Raw genomic sequence first — 14443 nt, 5'->3', positions numbered from 1 at the left:
CGAGCCCAGCAAGTAACGATAAGCAAGAAGAGGGCAGCAATGGCAAACTCAAATTCCGCCGATATCGTCGTGGTCGGGTCCGGCGTGGCAGGTGGGCTGGTTGCGTATCAGATGGCGCTGGCCGGCGCGTCGGTGATTCTGCTCGAAGCCGGGCCGCGTATTCCGCGCTGGCAGATCGTCGAGAATTTCCGCAATTCGCCGGTCAAGTCCGACTTCGCGACGCCCTATCCCTCCACGCCGTACGCACCGCATCCCGAGTACGCGCCCGCCAACAATTACCTGATCCAGAAAGGCGACTATCCGTACAACTCACAGTATGTGCGACTGGTCGGCGGCACGACGTGGCATTGGGCGGCCGCTGCGTGGCGGCTGTTGCCGTCCGATTTTCAGCTGCACAAGCTGTACGGCGTGGGACGTGATTGGCCTTATCCGTACGAAACACTGGAGCCGTGGTACCTGGCGGCTGAAATGGAATTGGGCGTTTCCGGGCCGGACAGCACGATCGATCTCGGTTCGCCGCGCTCCAGACCTTATCCGATGAGCGCGTTGCCGCTGTCGTACATGGATCAGCGCTTTAGCGATGTGCTCAACGCACAGGGCTTCAAGGTGGTACCCGAACCGGTCGCGCGTAACAGCCGCCCGTACGATGCGCGGCCCACCTGCTGCGGCAACAACAACTGCATGCCGATCTGCCCGATCGCCGCGATGTACAACGGCGTGGTGCATGCGGAGAAGGCCGAACAGGCCGGCGCGAAGCTGATTCCCCAAGCGGTTGTTTACCACGTCGAAGCGGACAACAAAGGGCTCATCACGGCCGTCCACTACAAGGACCCGAACGGCAACAGCACACGTGTGAGCGGCAAGCTGTTCGTGCTCGCCGCCAACGGTATCGAAACGCCGAAGCTGATGCTGATGTCGACCACCGACAAATTCGCGCACGGCATCGGCAACAGTTCGGATCAGGTGGGCCGTAACCTGATGGACCATCCGGGCACGGGCGTCACCTTCCTCGCCAATGAGCCGCTGTGGCCCGGACGCGGGCCCATGGAAATGACCTCGATCGTCAACTTCCGCGACGGCGCGTTCCGCTCGGATTACGCCGCAAAAAAGCTGCATCTGTCGAATGGCGTGCCGACCATGAGCGTGACCGCCGATTTGCTGAAACAAGGCCTTACCGGCGCCGAGCTCGACCGGCAAATTCGCGATCGCGCGGCACGCACGCTAAGCATCAACAGTTTTCACGAGCATCTCGCGGAGCCGCAGAACCGCGTGGTGCCCTCGGCGGATCACAAGGACGCGCTCGGTATTCCGCAGCCCGAGATCTACTACTCGATCAACGATTATGTGAAGAAGAGCGCGGCCAACACGCATGAAGTGTACGCACAGATTGCCGCGCTATTCGGTGGCGCCGAGGTCTCGTTCGACGATACGTTCGCGCCGAACAATCACATCATGGGCACCACGATCATGGGCAGCGATCCTGGGGATTCGGTCGTCGACGCGGACTGCCGCACGCACGATCACTCGAATCTGTTCATCGCCAGCAGCGGCGTGATGCCGACTGCCGCCTCCGTGAATTGCACGCTGACGATCGCGGCCTTGTCGCTGAAGCTGGCGGACAAGCTCAAGCGTGAAATCTGAGCCTGAACGGAGAGCCACAATGACGAAGAACACCTCTCGCGTGCAGCCGGCCGATGCGCTGGTTCAGAGCGCGCGTCGCCGCCGCTTCCGGGTGGCGACGCTGGCGGCGGCCTTCTCGCTGTTTGCGCTGTATGTCGCCTGGCACAAAGCGCACGTGCCGGCCGCGCGGCATAACGACGAGCTGCCGATCGCGCAGGCTCGCGCGGACGACGCCTCGCAACCGGCCAATGCAGCGGCCCAAACAGCGGCCACACCGACGGCGGCGACCAGCAGCGATCTCGTGAAACGCGGTGAATACCTCGCACGCGCCGGCGATTGTGTTGCCTGCCACACGGCCGACAAGACACGCCCGTTCGCGGGCGGCCTGCCGATCAACACGCCGTTCGGTACGATCGTGACACCGAACATCACGCCCGACCCGGATACCGGCATCGGCCAATGGAGCGACGCCGATTTTCTGCGGGCGATGCATGAAGGCATCGGCAAGAGCGGCGAGCGGCTGTATCCGGCCTTCCCGTATGCGGAATACACCAAGGTCACCGATCAGGACGTGCTCGCCATTCGCGCGTATCTGAACACGCTGACGCCGATCCACTACGCGCCGCCCAGCAATACCCTGAAATTCCCCTTCAACCTGCGCTGGCTGATGGTGTTCTGGAATCTGTTCAATTTCGACGAAGGCCGTTTCGTCCCCGACCCGAAGCAAAGCGCCGAGTGGAATCGCGGCGCGTATCTGGTCGTAGGACTCGCGCATTGCGAGGAGTGCCATACGCCGCGCAATTTCACGCAGGGTTTGAAGACGAGTTCGCGCTTTTCGGGCGCCGTACAGGCCGGCTGGCATGCGTACAACATCACGCCGGACAAGAACAGCGGCGTGGGCAACTGGAGCGACGACGAACTGGCCGCGTATCTGTCGACCGGCGCGGCGCCGGGCCGCGCCAATGCGGCGGGCCCGATGGCCGAGGTGGTGACCGACAGCACGCAGTACCTGACGCACGAGGACATCCGCTCGATCGTCACGTACCTGCGCTCGGTGCCGCCGATCAACGGTGGAGAATCGCGTCCGCGCGATCAGTGGGGCAATCCCGCCGTCGACGACGTCACCGCGATGCGCGGCACCACGATCAATGCGGTGAACGGCGCGCAGCTGTTTATCGCCAATTGCGCGACGTGCCATAACTGGACCGGCCAGGGCGTTGGCGCAAGCGCGCCGGGCGCGTATCCGTCGCTAATCCACAACTCGGCGGTCGGTGCGAGCGACGCCAACAATCTGGCGATGGTGATCCTGCACGGCGTAAGTCGTACGACGAAACAGGCTGACGTGCTGATGCCCGCGTTCGCCACCCAGCTCACCGACGATCAAGTGGCGGCTATCACCAATTACGTGACCAGACAGTTCGGCAATCCGCAGTCCACGGTGACGGTAGATCAGGTCGCCAAGCTGCGCACACAGCAATAATGACCGCGTCAATGGGGTATTTTCCGGTAACTTCTGCTGGGGATACACCATTTTTGCGTCGTTTTTACGTGATTTCGGCGGCGCGGGGCGCCAGGAAAAGATCGGCAACGCGCATACGCGTTTGCGGATGCCGAACTATCATGAGCGAATGGATTCCGTACTCGTCAACTCCGTTCAGCATCACCCGGCCAATCAGAGCGGCCGCGACTTTGTCGTCGGCGATTTGCATGGCTGCGTCGATGCGTTGCGCTATCTGCTGCGCGATATCGCGTTTGAGCCCGCGCGCGACCGGCTCTTTTCGGTCGGCGATCTGGTGGACCGCGGCGAGCATTCCGAGCAGGCGTTGGCCCTGCTCGACAAACCGTGGTTTCACGCAGTGCTCGGCAATCACGAAGACACCTTGTGCGCTGTCGCCGATGGGCGCATGCGGCGCCAGTGGTGGTATGGAATCGGTGGGATATGGGCGGCGGATGTGTCCGACGAACGCTTGCAGCACTACGCTGAACGTCTGCGCACGCTGCCGCTCGTGCGTGTGGTCGGCAGCGGTAAGGAGCGCTTCAATATTCTGCATGCCGAATTCTTCGGCACGGACGCCGAGCTCGACGCCGGAAATTTTTCCGACGAAACGCGCCAGCGGTTGCTGTGGGGGCGCGATCTGGCCTTGGGCAATGGTGATCCGCAGCGGCAGCAGGGCCTTTCGCTGACCTATTGCGGCCATACGCCGATGCGCGACATCCAGCAGATCGGCTCACAGATTTTCATCGACACCGGCGCATTCGGGCCTGGCGGCAAGCTGACGATCGTGGAGCCGCGGGCATTGCTGCGCTGGTCGATCACGGTCGAGGCGGCGCGGGAGAGCGGGGCGGCGGCGCTGGCCTTGCCCTGATTCTTTCGTGACGTTTCGTGACGCTTAGCCTACCTGATTGAGTTCGAACACGATATCGATGCTCGTGCCGTTCCAGTTGTATTCCAGATACGCCGCGTGATGGCAGTCGCGCAGCAGTGTGGTTCTGAACGCGGCAAGGCACTCGCCTTCGTCATCCCGCACCGACGGATACACGATGCCTGGCGCACCGGCCTCGCGCACGGCACGGCCGAGCGATTGTCCGGCGAGATAGTCGTCGGGCGACAGCACCGCGAGATCGAGCGAGACGTCGCCGCGAATATCGACCACGTTGCCTTGCGCCACCACGGTGTAGAGGCGCATTTGCTGCCGCATGGGCGGCTCGGCGGTTGCCTCCAGAAACTTCCCCGTGTGATAGCGCGTCTCGGCGATCGCGGTGGCACGCGAGCGGGCGCAATAGAACACGCCATATGTGCCGTCCGAGAAGCGGCTGCCGAGCGGATTCAGGTGCGTCAACGCCGCCATGATCGGTCCGTACCCCGGGCCGAAACGGCGCTCTTCGCGTGGCACGAGATCGAGCTCGCCGACTTCGGTGCGCAAGCGGTCGTTGGTCATTGCTTCGAGCGCGTAGAGGGCGTCGAAATCTTCTGGTGATGCAACCCGGTCGAACAGATTGACGGCCGGAAAGCGCGTCGGAATCACGCGGTACGCGGGCGGCCAGTCAAGCGGCGCGCTGCGCCAGCGGTCCTGCCAATGCGGTTGTGTCACGCCCAGCCGCCTCGCATCGCGTCGAGATACTGGCGCACGGCCACGAGGTCGCTGATATTACCGGCTAGCATGCGGTCCAGCGCGCGGCGGCCGCCGAACGGCGGCGCGCTGTTGGGGCGCTTGATCCAGGCGTCGGCGGCGCTGGGTTGCGGCAGCAGGATTTGCAGGGCCTTATAGATGCCAAGCAGCAGCGACAGGCGTTCCAGCGTGTCGCGCCCGAGACGGGCTGTTGCCGGGGCGGATTTCCATTTGAAGTAGGTGGAGCGGCCCGGCGAGCCAAGCAGCACGATCTGCTCTTCGGCGCTCAAGTCCCAGTCTCGCGCGATGTTGAAGAACGCGCGCAGGCCTGCCGCCGACATGTCCGTCAGCGTGGGTTCCGGAACCGGCCGGCGGATTGGCGGTTCGGGTTGGGTGGCGCGGGCAGCGTGAGCCATGATCGGGTGAGTCCTTATCTGTACTTGAAGTTTATATTAGTCTAAAAATGGATTTTTGCAAGAGAATATAATCCTGGCTCGTTATGAAGCCGAAGATCAGGAGAAGCAGGAGATGTGGGTTCGAGCAGTAGCAACAGCAGTTGCAGTGTGGTGTGTGTCTGGTGCGGCAATGGCGGCCGGTTATGCGGAAGTGTGGAATCCGCCCGAGTCTTCCGGGCATGCGGCGAAGCATGTCAAGAAAACGACGGGTGCTCCCAAGGTCAAGGCCACGGCTGGCGCGAAGCCGGGTTCGACGCACGCGACGAGCGGTCAGCATGGCGCGCAGCGGGTGGCTTCTGCGTCAAAGAACAGCGGCAAGCCGGTGGCGCACGGCGGCGTGAAGAAGGTTGCGGCCAGCAATGTGACCCACGGCGGCGTAGTCAAGAGTGCAGGCAAGCCTAAGTCGAAGGCAGCCGTGGTGGCGCAAGGTAAAAAGCCGCCCGCACACATTGCTCAGGCGAAACCGGGTCAAGCCAGGATCATGCGCGCCAACCTGGTTCAAGGTCATACAGCGCGTCCCCACGTGGTCAAGGTCGCGGCGAAAACCGGCGCGGCCAAACCGGCTGTCGTCCACACGAGCGCGCCTGCCAAGGCCGCAAACATCACAGCGAGTCCCGCGGCCACCACCGCCAATCCTGCTACCGCCAGCAGCGGCTCGTTGCCGCCGATCCTCCACTAAGCGCGGGTTCAGGCGGCGCGTTTGCGTTTGGTCCTGGCGCCCGGCTGACCCAGGGCCGCGCGGCCCAGTTCGACGATGCGTGCCGAGAGCTTTTCGAGCCGGGGTGACTGGACCTTCCAGGCGTGCCAGTACAACTCGACATCCGTGGGCTGCTTCGGCGCAAGGTCGACCAGTTCGCCGCGCTCCACGGCGTCGCCGAATTCCAGTTCGGGCACCATGCCATACGCCAGGCCGCGCTGGATTGCCATGTAGCGCGGCACCGGCGCGGGCACGTAATGGCACGGATAGGCTTCCGGCGGTAGGCCCGAAGCGCGTCTCCAGAAAGCGCGCCTGCAACGCGTCCTTGCGTGAGGACAGGATCACCGGCGCGCGCCGCGCGCTTTCTCGCGTCAATCCATTCGGAAACCATCGCTCGACGAAGGTTGCCGAAGCCACCGGCCGGTAGCGCATCGCGCCGAGCCGCTCCGCGAAACAGCCGCGCATCGGTGCCGGTTCAGTGGTGATGCAGCCGATCGCGAGGCCTGAGGCGAGGAGCGCGTGGGTGTGGTCCTGATCGTCGACGGTTAGATCCAGCAGGACGTTTTCCCGCAGCAGAATCTCGGAGAGCGCGGGGGAAAAACCATGTGGACAGCGTATCCGCGTTCACGGCGGCGGCAACGTTCAGCAGCGCTTCGTTGGCGCCCGCCAGATCGCTGGCGAAGTCGTCTTCAAGGAGGGCGGCGCGCCGTAAATACTGCAATAGACGCTGGCCCATCTGCGTCGCGCGGCGCGGGCGCGTGCGTACGATCAGCGGATTGCCCAGGCGCGTTTCGAGCGCTCGCACACGCTGCGATACCGCCGAGGACGTGATGTTCAGTCGCGCGGCGGCCTGCTCGAAGCTGCTGGTTTCGATGACCGCGCGGACGGCGGTGGTTTGTCGGGGGTCGAGGTCCACTGAGTGCCTTTGGGGGTGATAAGCCTCACGCAGCCTTTCGCGGACGGCCGCCTTTCTTGCCGTTCTCGCGGGCTGCCGCCGATTTCGCCTCGGATTTCGCACGGCCGCCGCTGCGGCCGATATCGCGCATCCATGCTTTGGAGCCGAATACACCGTCGATCAGGCCGTGCACCGACACGACCACGTCAAGCGCCGGAAAAACGAGCGCTGAACCGAGACCGAATATCTCGATCGAGCGTAAATCCGCTGCCGACGCGTTGTGCAAACCCTCGATATAGGCGGCTGGCACCAACAGCGAAATGTCATTGGTCAGCGTGATTTCGAGCCGTTTCGTGCGTGGCTTGTAGCATGCGCTGCGCGCGGCGGGACGCTTGGCGGTTTCGGCGCCACGTTCCCGCGCGAGCCGCCATTCTTCGCTGCTGTTCATGCGTGGATTCCTTTCCATGCGGAGCACAGGAATATACCGTAGCCGCTTGGGTTTTTATAATGAAGCGTCTGAATGTCTCAGCCGCTTGCCAATCCATTCGTCACCAACCGCAACGTTTCCATCGACCGCGTATCTCTCACCCGCGAATGCAAAGTTACGCGCGATTCCGGCAACTGAGGCAAACCCAGCCGGGCACCGACATCCACCAACCCTCGCGGCGCCACTCTGCGCGCCAGCGGCGACACGGCGAGACCCGCCGCAACCGCTGCACCGACCGCCGCCACTCCGCCGCCAACGAACACTTCCTGCCAGGCAATCCCCGCCTGATTCAGCGTGTGCAGCGCGATGTCGCGCACATTGCACGGCGGACTCAGCAATGCCAACGCCAACGGCTCGCCGACACGCGGCAGCCATTCCGGCGTCGCGAGCCAGCCAAGCGGCTCGCTGAACAGCGCCTGCGCGTCGTCACGCGGCGGCTCGTCGGCGCCATAGCGAACGATCACCGCGTCGAGGCGCCGTTCGTCGAATTGCGCGAGCAGCGCCGCTGACGTGCCCAGATGCAGTTCGACCACCAGACCCGGATCGTGCGCGTTGAGACGCGCAAGCAACTGCGGCAAGTTCGTACCCGCGACGTGCTCGCTCAGCCCCAGCGTGAGCCGCCGGCGCTCCACCGACAGCGCACCCAGCGCCCGCTCATGCGCGCTCAGCAGGTCGCGGGCCGCGCCAAGGAATGCGTTGCCGTCCGCGGAAAGACGCACGACGCGCGGTGTGCGTTCCACCAACTGCTTGCCGAGGTACGCCTCCAGCCGCTTGAGTTTCAGACTGACAGCCGATTGCGTGGTGTCGAGTGCGTCGGCGGCTCGCGTGAAGCTGTGCAGATCGGCGACCAGCACGAAGGCCCGCACCGCATCGAGATCGAGGACTTTCATTTCGAGTGAATATAGATGAAATAATCAATGATGACTGTTCATTATGACGGAGTGCGCCTAAGCTGTGTTTACCCAATCACTTCAACCAAGGAGTTTCACCATGCCGCTCACTCGAATTGCATTGCGCGCCGGCAAGCCGGCGGAATACCGGAAGGCGCTGACGGACAGCATTCAGCGTTCGCTGGTGGACACGTTCAATGTGCCGAAAGACGACATCTTCATGCTGATCAACGAGCACGAAGCCGCCAATTTTGTGTACGACAAGCAGTATCTGAACGTCGAGCGCAGCGACGATCTCGTGATGATTCAGATCACGTTGAACAATACGCGCACGCTCGAACAAAAGAAGGCGCTGTACAAGCGCATGGCGGATGAGCTGGCGAAGTCGCCGGGGCTGCGACGAGAGGACGTACTCGTCAATATCGTCGAAGTACTGAGGGAGAATTGGTCGTTCGGAAACGGGATCGCGCAGTACGCGCTGTGAGGTTGGCGGCGTGCCATGTGGGCAGCCGTTAAAGGACGGTGCGTCGCTATAATGATTCGCTGTCCTTTCCTCCCACATCGACCCCTGCCGCCATGACATCCGACCGCAACGATCCGTCTCACGAAGCCCTTGAACTCGGCGGCTCCCTCTGGTTTAAGGCGGGCGCGCAAACGCTCGGCGGCGCGGCGCGCATCGCGCTGCTCGCGGCGATCGGCGAGACCGGCTCGATTACCAGTGCGGCGAAAGCCGTCGGCATGAGCTACAAGGGCGCGTGGGACGCCGTCGATACGATGAACAACCTCGCCGGCGAACCGCTCGTCGTGCGCTCGACCGGCGGCAAAGGCGGTGGCGGCACCACGCTCACGCCGCGCGCGGTGAAGCTGATCGAGACGTTTCGGGCGGTCGAACGCGAGCATCGGCGTTTTCTCGAACGCGCGGGCGCGGCGATCGAAGGTTTCGCGACAGACTGGGATCTGATTGGCCGCATCGGCGTGAAAACGAGCGCGCGCAATCAGCTGTATGGCACGGTGTCCGCGATCACGCGCGGGACGGTCAATGACGAAGTGTCGCTGGCACTGCCGGGCGGCCATACGATCGTCGCGGTCGTCACGCATGAAAGCACCGAGACGCTGGGCCTCGCGAAGGGAGAGGCGGCGTTCGCGTTGATCAAGGCGTCGTGGGTGGTGCTGCTCGTGGAGAACGCAAGCGGTGCGCCGCTGAAACTGTCCGCGCGCAATCAGTTGCGCGGCACCGTGCTGAGCGTGAAGTGCGGGGCGGTCAGCGCGGAGGTGTCGTTGGTGCTGGACGGCGGTGCGGTGATCACCGCGGTCGTCACGAATGAAAGCGTCGATACGCTCGGCCTTGTGGAAGGCGGAACCGCCGTCGCGGCATTCAAGGCGTCGAGTGTGATTCTTGGGGTGAAGGACTGAATACTTTGCCGCTGTTCTCGCGCACGCACCCGTCGCTGACCTGCACGACCTGATCGCCGAAGGCGGCGACGTCGTCGGGATCGTGCGTGATCAACACCATCGGAATATCGAGCCGCGTTTGCAGGTCTGACAGCTCGCGCCGCATACGCTGACGCAGCGCGCTATCGAGCGCGGAAAACGGCTCGTCGAGCAAGAGCAACCGGGGTTGCGCGACCAGCGCCCGCGCCAGCGCCACGCGCTGCTTCTGTCCGCCCGAAAGCTGCGCCGGATGATTGCCTGCCACGCTTTTCAACTCGAGCGCATCGAGCCAGTAGTCGACTTGCGGGTGCGAGATCCGCGCGCGCGGATTGAGCCAACCCTGCTGCAGCCCGAAGCCGATGTTCTGCCGCACATTCAGGTGAGGAAACAGCGCGTAGTCCTGAAACAGATACGCGATCTTGCGCGCCTGCGGTTTCTGATCGACGCCGCGCGCGCTGTCGAATAAAGCGTTTCCATGCAGCGTGATCGCGCCTTCGTCGGGGCGCAGCAAACCCGCGATGGCCTGCAGCGTCAAGCTCTTTCCCGCTCCGGATGGCCCGAACAGCACGACGCGCTGCGTGGTCGTCCTGAACGAGACGTCGAGCGTGAAACGGCGCTCGGCGCTCTCGAAGGTCTTGCGGATGTCGACGGCGAGCGGCATATCAGCGGGACGACAAAAGCGTGTGCTGCGGCACCAGACGGCCCGCGAGCAACAGGATCACGACACACGTCACCGAAGTCACGAGCACGAGGAAATTGGCGGTGCTGTCGTCGCCGGCCTGCACGGCCGAATAGACCGCAACCGAAAGCGTCTGCGTGCGTCCTGGCAAGTTGCCCGCGATCATCAGCGTCGCGCCGAATTCGCCGAGCGCTCGCGCAAAGGCCAGCAATCCACCGGCGAGAATGCCGCGGGCGGCGAGCGGCAGCGTCACGCGAAAGAAGATGGCCGTTTCGCTGACGCCGAGCGTGCGCGCGGCCCGCTCGAGCTGCGGATCGACCGCTTCGAAGGCGGCGCGCGCAGACTTCAGCACGAGCGGAAACGCCACCACCGTCGACGCGATCACGGCGCCCTGCCAGGTGAACACTAACTGGATATCGAAGCGGTCGAGCCATGCGCCGATCACGCCGCGTCGGCCGAGCAGCACGAGCAGGTAATAGCCGAGCACGGTGGGTGGCATCACGAGCGGCAACATGAACAGCGAATCGATCACGTCGCGCGCGCCCGAGCGCCAGCGCGACAAACCGAAGCCGGCCGCGACGCCGAACACCAGATTGAGCGCGGTGGCCCAGCCTGCCACTTTCAGCGACAGCAGGAGCGGAATCCAGGCCTGTTGCATGAGCGTGCAGGTCCTAAATCAATGCGCGGGCTTGAAACCGTACTTCGCGAGCACGGCCTGGCCGGCCGGCGAGAGCACGAAGATCATGAAGGCCTGCGCGTCGGCCGCGTGACGGCTGCCTTCGACCTGCGCGATCGGATAGGTGATCGGCGTTTGCGTCGGCACGTTCATCGCGACCTTGACCTTGTCCGGCATGACCGCGGCGTCGGTGCTGAACACGAAGCCGGCGTCGACTTCACCGCGCGACACGTAGTCCAGGCTCTGGCGTACGTTCGATGCCAGCACAGCCTTCGCGCTGACCGCGTCCCACACGCCCGCGGCTTGCAGCGCGCCTTGCGCATAGCGGCCGATCGGCACCGAAGCCGGATCACCGTAAGCCACACGCTTCACATTCGCCGAGGCCAGATCGGTAAGCGAGGCCGGTGCGAAATGGCTGTCGGCCGGCACGATCAGCACCAGCGAATTCGCGGCGAAATCGCGGCGCGTGGCGGGAACGATCACTTTTTCCGCGACGGCCTTGTCCATCGCTTTCTGATCCGCGGAGGCGAACACGTCGGCGGGCGCTCCCTTGGCGATTTGCTGCATCAGCACGTCGGACGCGCCGAAGTTCAGCAGGACCTTGGTGCCGGGATGCTGCTGTTCGAACACCTCGCTCACTGCTTTGAACGCGTTGGTCAGGCTGGCGGCAGCGGAGACCACCAGTTCGTCGGCACGCGCATTTGCGCTGACGGCAACGGAGAGGGCGCTGGCGATGAACAGCGCATGTTTCGCGAGGTGGCGGGACAGTGTCATGAAGGTCGGGATGTCCGGCGTGCGCCGGAACGGTGGGTTAAAACGCTATCGTAATATATGAAAGGTTATAACGGTACCCATGACGATTATTCAATTGCGCGCATGACGTGGCGCGCGGATCTGCGGGCGAGGGCTTCAGTTGCCGGACCCGCGATCGGTGGACGTGCTTCAGACGCGCGAGGATTGCGGCGGCGTAAGCGTGTTGAGTGTCTGCGACAGCGGCGCCGTGGCGGGGTGGACGTCACGCACGGCTCTCCACTTGGCCCGGATGAACGGTCGCTCATGACCGGACACCTTCAGCGCGATATGCGTGACCCAGCGTTGTGTCGGCACATGCACGCCGTGCATCAGCACCGCGAGAATCATGAGACTCGCGGTGACGGGCAACGCCGACAACCGGCCCGGCTCGAGATTCCACGCCATGCGCACGAAAATCAGCGCCGCCAGCGCGCCGACCAGGCAGCCGGTGACGGCCTCGGACGGTGAGTGAGCGCTCAGTACGACGCGCGACAAACCGACCGCGATGCCCGCGGCCAGACCCAGCATGACGCCCAGCACACGAATTGCCGGACGCGCCGGTAGCAACATCAGGAACAGCGCGACCGGATAGACGGCGGTAGACAACATGGCGTGACCGCTGACGCCGGTGAAATCCAGTTCGCGTATGCCGACCCCCCAGCCGAGGAAGGCCAGCTTGGTCACGGTCACAACGCCGATGGCCGCACCCAGCAGCAGCAGCCAGCCTGCAGCCATGCGCCACGTGTAGCCGACCGCCAGCCAGAGTGCGATGGCGAACGCGAGCGGCAGCGTCATACCGGCGCCGCCGAAACTGGTGATCGAGTACCACAGATGGGCAGGTAAATCGGGCATGGCAAAAAGCGCGACCAAGGCCGCGTAGAATCGGGTTGGTAGTGGTTTAACGCGCGAACGGCGTGAATCGCCGACGGCGCAATGGCGTGTTCCGACATTATTTACCCGCCAGTATAGACGGGTGCTTCGGGCCAGGCTTGCCGCGCGCCAGGCTTTTTGTCGCAGGACGTTGGCTGGCGAACAAGCTTTGCAACGATTTGACGTTGTTGCTGCTGCAAGGTTCGCTGACCGGAAAAATCGGTGCTCGACAGGGGCTCAGGCTTCCAGCATCGCATGAGGAATGGTGTTATTGTGCATTGCACAACAAAGCGTCGTTCTATCGAGCGTCACCTGTCCCTTTTTGCGAGGTTACCCGCCGATGGCAAAAAGTCTCTCGAAAATCTGGCTGCGCGGTCTCAAGCGGTTGCTCGCCATTCAAACCGAGCATGCCCACGCAACCACCAAGCGTGCTCCCACGCGGCCGGCACGCGCTCCGACCAGCAAGCCTTCGGCCAAGGTCCGTCCTGTCAAGCCGGTGGCCGCTTTGCGCGCCTCCGCGAAACGCGAGGCGCCGCGCGCCGCCCCACGGGAGTCGCGGGTTCGTCCGCGCGCTTCGGCTTGGGCGAGCGGTTCATGGACGCGCTCGTTCCATTCGGCGCCTGTCTCGCCGGGGCGGCTCGTCAACCACCTTCAGTATGGTCTGTATATCCCGACCGGCCACGCGCACGAGGCGATGCCACTGGTGGTGATGCTGCACGGCTGCACCCAGTCGATTGAGGAATTCGCGGAAGGCACGCGGATGAACGTGCTCGCGGACCGGTTCGGCTTCGCCGTGGTTTATCCGGAACAGTCGAAGCACGTGCATTCGCATCGCTGCTGGCATTGGTACGACGCCAGCGATAACGCGGGCGGCGCTGAGACGCGTGCGGTTGTGTCGCTGGTGGATTCGCTGGTTGCCGAGCATGGCTTTGACAGCGAGCGTGTGTATGTCGCCGGAATCTCCGCAGGCGCCGGGCTGACCGCGCTTCTGGCCGCCAACTATCCGGAGCATTTCGCAGCGGTCGCGCTGCATTCCGGCCCCGCTTTCGGGGAGGCGCGTTCCGGCATTACCGCCATGGACGTCATGCGGCGCGGCACGCGACGCGAGCCCGCCGAGTTAGTCGACGAACTCGTTAATGTGGCGGATTACCCTGGCATGCCGGCCATCATTCTCCATGGCGATGCCGATCATGTGGTCGCGCCGGTCAATGCGGACCAGTTGGCGGAGCAGTTTCTCCGCCTGAACCGGATCGTCGACGAGAAAGGCGTGCGCAAATCGGGTGAGGTCAAGGAAGAGCGCAAGGGAGGCGTGGTGATGCGCGACTATTTGCGCGGCGGACGGCGTGTGGTGCGGCTGTGCCGTGTGCAAGGTCTCGCGCACGCCTGGAGCGGCGGCGACGACGCGGTACCGTTCCACTCCGCCAAAGGTCCCGACGCAAGCGCTATGGTGTGGGAATTCTTCCGGCACCAGCGCCGCACGGGCACCGGTTGTATCGCTGAAAGCACTGTCACAGAAGCCTCGGCGGACGAACGGTGAACTTGGAACAACACCTCGAAATGAGTGATGGCGCAATCCTAGGGTTTTCCCTATAATACGGGTTATTCCCTAGGCGTTAACGCCTAAACTCATTGTCGAGGTTGACCATGTATCTGCTTAGCCGCCTGTTTCTGTTCTTGACCAAATCGCCCGATCAACTCGCGAAAGAACGCGCTGACGCTTTCCTCGCAGAGGCAACCGATCTGTACGATCTGGAATTCCGTATGCGCAAGCTGGATCGTGAGGCGACCACCCGCCATCCGTCGTGGATGACCCAGCACTAAGCTGCGCGAGTTTGAAGCAT

Annotated in this window: 16 protein-coding genes and 1 pseudogene; 8 read left to right on the top strand and 9 right to left on the bottom strand. The window is 63.6% G+C overall.

Annotated features, from left to right (window positions below; all coding sequences use genetic code 11):
• Window positions 1-39: 39 nt before the first annotated feature.
• The 3 genes from B0G76_RS16335 (at window position 40) to B0G76_RS16325 (ending at window position 3986) form a co-directional block, all read left to right on the top strand.
• Window positions 40-1641 (top strand): GMC family oxidoreductase, encoded by a 1602-nt coding sequence (locus tag B0G76_RS16335; protein WP_120293531.1) that lies wholly within the window; start codon window positions 40-42, stop codon window positions 1639-1641.
• 19 nt (window positions 1642-1660) lie between these two features.
• Window positions 1661-3100, top strand: a complete 1440-nt coding sequence (locus B0G76_RS16330; protein ID WP_120293530.1) for a cytochrome c — start codon at window positions 1661-1663, stop codon at window positions 3098-3100.
• Window positions 3101-3248: 148 nt separating this feature from the next.
• On the top strand, window positions 3249-3986 hold the full coding sequence (locus B0G76_RS16325) for a metallophosphoesterase (RefSeq protein WP_120293529.1): 738 nt from the start codon (window positions 3249-3251) through the stop codon (window positions 3984-3986).
• 24 nt (window positions 3987-4010) lie between these two features.
• Here the strand turns inward: B0G76_RS16325 and B0G76_RS16320 are convergent, their stop codons facing one another.
• A complete protein-coding gene (locus tag B0G76_RS16320; protein WP_120293528.1) occupies window positions 4011-4712 on the bottom strand; it encodes an RES family NAD+ phosphorylase in 702 nt (233 codons plus the stop codon).
• On the bottom strand, window positions 4709-5146 hold the full coding sequence (locus tag B0G76_RS16315; protein ID WP_120293527.1) for an MbcA/ParS/Xre antitoxin family protein: 438 nt from the start codon (window positions 5144-5146) through the stop codon (window positions 4709-4711). Before B0G76_RS16315 ends, B0G76_RS16320 begins: the two co-directional genes overlap by 4 nt.
• A 112-nt stretch (window positions 5147-5258) precedes the next feature.
• On the opposite strand from B0G76_RS16315, the gene B0G76_RS16310 reads away from it, so the two are divergent.
• A complete protein-coding gene (locus tag B0G76_RS16310) occupies window positions 5259-5864 on the top strand; it encodes a hypothetical protein (protein ID WP_120296437.1) in 606 nt (201 codons plus the stop codon).
• 8 nt (window positions 5865-5872) lie between these two features.
• Here the strand turns inward: B0G76_RS16310 and argP are convergent.
• From argP to B0G76_RS16295, 3 genes and pseudogenes are all read right to left on the bottom strand, one after another.
• Window positions 5873-6798: pseudogene (gene argP, locus B0G76_RS16305) on the bottom strand (HTH-type transcriptional regulator ArgP).
• A gap of 25 nt (window positions 6799-6823) precedes the next feature.
• On the bottom strand, window positions 6824-7225 hold the full coding sequence (locus tag B0G76_RS16300; RefSeq protein ID WP_183082069.1) for a DUF2442 domain-containing protein: 402 nt from the start codon (window positions 7223-7225) through the stop codon (window positions 6824-6826).
• Between the two features lie 77 nt (window positions 7226-7302).
• On the bottom strand, window positions 7303-8154 hold the full coding sequence (locus B0G76_RS16295) for a LysR substrate-binding domain-containing protein (RefSeq protein WP_120293525.1): 852 nt from the start codon (window positions 8152-8154) through the stop codon (window positions 7303-7305).
• Between the two features lie 100 nt (window positions 8155-8254).
• Here B0G76_RS16295 and B0G76_RS16290 point away from each other — a divergent pair, with 100 nt between their 5' ends.
• Together B0G76_RS16290 and B0G76_RS16285 are read left to right on the top strand one after the other, a co-directional pair.
• The gene (locus B0G76_RS16290) at window positions 8255-8638 is read left to right on the top strand and encodes a tautomerase family protein (protein ID WP_120293524.1); all 384 of its coding nucleotides are present in this window, start codon (window positions 8255-8257) and stop codon (window positions 8636-8638) included.
• A gap of 92 nt (window positions 8639-8730) precedes the next feature.
• On the top strand, window positions 8731-9567 hold the full coding sequence (locus tag B0G76_RS16285) for a TOBE domain-containing protein (RefSeq protein ID WP_120293523.1): 837 nt from the start codon (window positions 8731-8733) through the stop codon (window positions 9565-9567).
• On the opposite strand, the gene B0G76_RS16280 is transcribed toward B0G76_RS16285, so the two are convergent.
• The 4 genes from B0G76_RS16280 to B0G76_RS16265 all read right to left on the bottom strand — a co-directional run bounded on the left by B0G76_RS16280 (window position 9530) and on the right by B0G76_RS16265 (window position 12584).
• Complete coding sequence (locus B0G76_RS16280) at window positions 9530-10246, bottom strand: sulfate/molybdate ABC transporter ATP-binding protein (RefSeq protein ID WP_120293522.1); 717 nt, start codon at window positions 10244-10246, stop codon at window positions 9530-9532. The genes B0G76_RS16285 and B0G76_RS16280 overlap by 38 nt on opposite strands.
• Window position 10247: 1 nt before the next feature.
• Entirely contained in the window at window positions 10248-10922 is a 675-nt protein-coding gene (modB, locus tag B0G76_RS16275; RefSeq protein WP_120293521.1) for a molybdate ABC transporter permease subunit, read from the bottom strand.
• A gap of 18 nt (window positions 10923-10940) precedes the next feature.
• Window positions 10941-11714 (bottom strand): molybdate ABC transporter substrate-binding protein, encoded by a 774-nt coding sequence (gene modA, locus B0G76_RS16270; RefSeq protein WP_120293520.1) that lies wholly within the window; start codon window positions 11712-11714, stop codon window positions 10941-10943.
• Between the two features lie 168 nt (window positions 11715-11882).
• Window positions 11883-12584 (bottom strand): phosphatase PAP2 family protein, encoded by a 702-nt coding sequence (locus B0G76_RS16265; protein WP_120293519.1) that lies wholly within the window; start codon window positions 12582-12584, stop codon window positions 11883-11885.
• Window positions 12585-12942: 358 nt separating this feature from the next.
• On the opposite strand from B0G76_RS16265, the gene B0G76_RS16260 reads away from it, so the two are divergent.
• Together B0G76_RS16260 and B0G76_RS16255 are read left to right on the top strand one after the other, a co-directional pair.
• Complete coding sequence (locus B0G76_RS16260) at window positions 12943-14139, top strand: PHB depolymerase family esterase (protein ID WP_120293518.1); 1197 nt, start codon at window positions 12943-12945, stop codon at window positions 14137-14139.
• Window positions 14140-14246: 107 nt separating this feature from the next.
• Window positions 14247-14423, top strand: a complete 177-nt coding sequence (locus tag B0G76_RS16255; RefSeq protein WP_120293517.1) for a DUF3563 family protein — start codon at window positions 14247-14249, stop codon at window positions 14421-14423.
• The last annotated feature ends 20 nt before the right edge of the window (window positions 14424-14443 follow it).

The sequence above is a fragment of the Paraburkholderia sp. BL23I1N1 genome, assembly GCF_003610295.1.
In the GTDB taxonomy this organism is placed as follows: domain Bacteria; phylum Pseudomonadota; class Gammaproteobacteria; order Burkholderiales; family Burkholderiaceae; genus Paraburkholderia.
The sequence above is the reverse complement of the archived record's forward strand: the minus strand, read 5'-3'. Positions and strand labels throughout refer to the sequence as shown.